A 3,631-nucleotide genomic window follows, 5' to 3' on the forward strand; every position below is an offset into this window, starting at 1 on the left:
GCTGATTTAAAATATTCATAATCGATTCAAACTGTACTTTTGAAATACTTTGATTTGAAAATTCTCTTATTGACCTTCTTTTAAAAATAGTGTCTTGAAGTAAGTCTTTATTAAATACATAATTTGATTTATCTTTTTGCATAGTTTTTTGAGTTATTTTTATTGAGTCTTTATATGCTTGTTCTATTATCTTATTTATTTCAAAAAAGCTTATATTTTCTTCTTCATAACCTGTTCCATCTATTGTTTGTATATCTAAAGTTAAAGGCTGTTTTTTATTTTCATTTTTATTTCCTGAAATTACAATTGATGTAAAAAACTCTTTATTATCAAAGTTAAATATTTTATTTATTTCTTCTTTATTAAAATCATAAATAATTTCAAACTCTTTATTAAATAAATATGATGAAAATTCAATACTTCCTATTATATGTCCTGCATCTAATAAACAGTATCTAAATGCTCTATTTATATATTTCCATGAAGATCTAAAATATAATGATGAAATAAAAAACATAAAACCATCATAAGAATAATCTAATCCTAGATTTGCCTCTATTCCTTCATCTAAAGAAAATTCTTTTAGTAAAGTTATACTTGATGAAGATACTTCATAATGATAAATTCCATCTTCAAAACCATCTTCATTTCTTACTTGAAAATATATTTCATTTGGATAAAGTGCCCCTGCACTTGGATTTACTCTTAGATAATATTCCATATTTGGATATGTTTTTTTTGCACTAATTCCTGCTATTAAGTATAAAAATTTACTATTTTGATTTTCTTTATTTAAATTTATTCTTTTATAATCCAAAGAGTAAGTTTTAAATCTATTAGGAGGATTATTCCAATCTATTCTATTAGGATTGCTTCTAACTGAGAAGTATGAATGTTTTGTATTTTGATGATATTCAAATAGTTCGTGAAAGTGTGTCATAAAATTCTCTTTTAAAGAATTATATCAACTTTTTTAATAATTAGGATTTATAAATCCTAATTATTTCTTACTTGTACTAATTCCTGGTTTATCTTCAGTACCTACATAATCATTTGGTACAGAAGTACTTTTAATATATGCAACAAAAGCACCAACTACTAAACAAAAAACTATAACCAATCTTACGGTATTTCTTTTTTGATTAGACTCTTTATTATTGTAATCTTCTATATCATTTAAATTTGGTTCATTTCCAATATTATTCATAATAAATCCTTTACTATTTTTTACGTATATAAATAACTATTATATCAGTGAAACCATCAATTGATTAACTGTAATAGCAATTTCTTTTATATCTTTTACATCTTTTGCCATGAATACGTCTAAATGTTCTCTTACTTTATGAAATACTTCTTTTTCATTTGTAACAAAATTTGCAAATGCAACATCGGGATTTTCATTTACTCTTTGGAATTCTAATACTTTTTTTGTGTAATGAACAACAATAAACTCAATAAATTGAAGAATTTGATTTCTTAAAGTCATATCATTATGATGAGTTATTTTCACTCTATTTAATGCTATTACTATTTCTAAAATATTAAACTCATGAATTAGTGAGTAAAATAACACTATTACATCTTTAAACGAATGATGTGTATCTTCTTTGATTATAATAGCTGCAATTGCAAATCTAAGATAATCAATCACACTATAAAACTGATTAAAAGTATCATTATTTTCTATTAATACTTCCACTTTTTGATTATGAACTTCTGATAATAATCTAAATAACTCTTCTTGATGATCTAAGATATGAGCTGAATCTAATTGATTCTTTTTAAGATATTTAACCATCCATCTTGTACTTGAATATAAAGTAAATTCTAATTTATTAACTAATTTATATTGTTTTTCAATTGGCATAATATAATCTTGGTCATAAATATCTTGTCTTATTTGTCTTGCACCAAATAACTGTTTTGCTATTAAATATGATTTTATTTTTAATAAAAATCTTTCTGTTCCTAATTTTTCATAATCAGAAATAAAAGTTACACCTTGACTATTTATAATCATATCAGCCATTACAGTTGCTGTTATTTCTCTTTTTAAAGGATGGTTAACAATCTCTCTTTCATATGCTCCAACAAATGATTTTGGGAAATATCTTGTAAGGTATTGTATTGCAAATTGTTCATCAATAATTGTTGATTCAAATAAAATCTTTTTAACAAAAATCTTACTATAAGATAACAAAGAACCAAGTACAGGTCTAACTATAGAACCATGCATATCAACAACTTCTGCTATATTTTCACTTTTTGGAATATAAAAATCTGCTCGATGAAATGCTTCAATATTATTTTCTAGAACTTTTATAGATTTTAAGTAATCGTTTGGATATCTTCTTGAAAATTGTTCATCAATAGATATTACAAAAGCTTGGTCATAATTATTTTGTAAAACCATATCTACTACTTGTTCTTTTAATGTTTCAAGTGTTTCTTGTGTTTGTTTTTGCGTTAAAACACCTTGGCTTTGAATACTATTTAAAAGAATTTTTAAGTTTACTTCATGATCTGATGTATTAACACCAGCTGCATTATCAATACCATCTAAGTTAATTCTTCCACCACTTAATGCATATTCAATTCTTGCTTTTTGAGTAAAACCTAAGTTTCCACCTTCACAAACAATTCTAGCCTTTATATCACTTGCATCAACTCTTACTGCTTCATTTTGTTTATCACCTAAATCAAGGTTATTTTCATCTGTTGCTTTTACATATGTACCAACACCACCGTTAAATAACATATCAACATCTAAAGTTAATAAATGCTTTGATAATTCCTCTCCTGAAATTACTTTTTTCGTAGTTTTTATAAGTTTTTTAATTTCTGGTGATAATACAATCTCTTTATCACTTCGTTTAAATATTCCTCCACCTTTAGAAATAAGAGTTTGATCATAATTTACCCATTTTCCATCTTTTGATTCAAATAATCTTTTTCTTTCTAAATATGCTTTTTTAATATCAGGTGTTGGATCAACAAAAATATCTTTTTGAGAAATTGCTGCAACAAGTTTGAATTTATCAGATTCAATCATTCCATTCCCAAAAACATCTCCACTCATAGAACCAATTCCCACAACTGAAACTTCATTTTTGTAAATATCTATACCTTCTTCAATAAAAAATCTTTTTGAAGACATAATTGCACCACGAGCAGTAATTCCTAAATCCTTATGCCCAAAACCATTACTTCCACCACTTGCAAATGCATCACCTAACCAATAGTTTCTATCTATTGCAATTTTATTTGCAATATCACTCATAGAAGCAGTTCCTTTATCAGCAGCAACTACAAAATAAGGGTCATCATCGTCATAACAAACTACATGTTCATTTTTTACAATTTTCCCATCTATCATTTTATCAACTAAATCTAAATTTGCATTGATAAATAAAGAATAAACTTCTTGGAAAAGTTCTTTTGAAACATCTTCACTATTAATTACAAAACCACCTTTTGAACCATCTGGAATAATTATAGAGTTTTTACCCTCTTGAGTAATCATAAGAGATTTCACTTCCTGTCGATAATCATCATTTCTATCAGACCATCGAAGCCCTCCTCTTGAAACCTTACTCATTCGTAAATGAACACCATAAAAATCAGAATG

The 3,631-nt window shown here is 25.8% G+C and carries 3 protein-coding genes; all 3 read right to left on the bottom strand.

Going from position 1 to position 3,631, the window contains the following annotated elements; genetic code table 11:
• On the bottom strand, window positions 1-940 hold a 940-nt coding region (locus ACERKK_RS12185; RefSeq protein WP_373773347.1), incomplete at its 3' end, for a SagB family peptide dehydrogenase.
• Window positions 941-1,000: 60 nt separating this feature from the next.
• Entirely contained in the window at window positions 1,001-1,207 is a 207-nt protein-coding gene (locus tag ACERKK_RS12190) for a hypothetical protein (RefSeq protein WP_373773348.1), read from the bottom strand.
• 39 nt (window positions 1,208-1,246) lie between these two features.
• A partial coding sequence (locus ACERKK_RS12195; protein WP_373773349.1) for an NAD-glutamate dehydrogenase domain-containing protein occupies window positions 1,247-3,631 on the bottom strand: 2,385 nt, incomplete at its 5' end.

It is taken from the genome of Poseidonibacter sp., assembly GCF_041821165.1.
Taxonomy (GTDB): Bacteria; Campylobacterota; Campylobacteria; order Campylobacterales; family Arcobacteraceae; genus Poseidonibacter.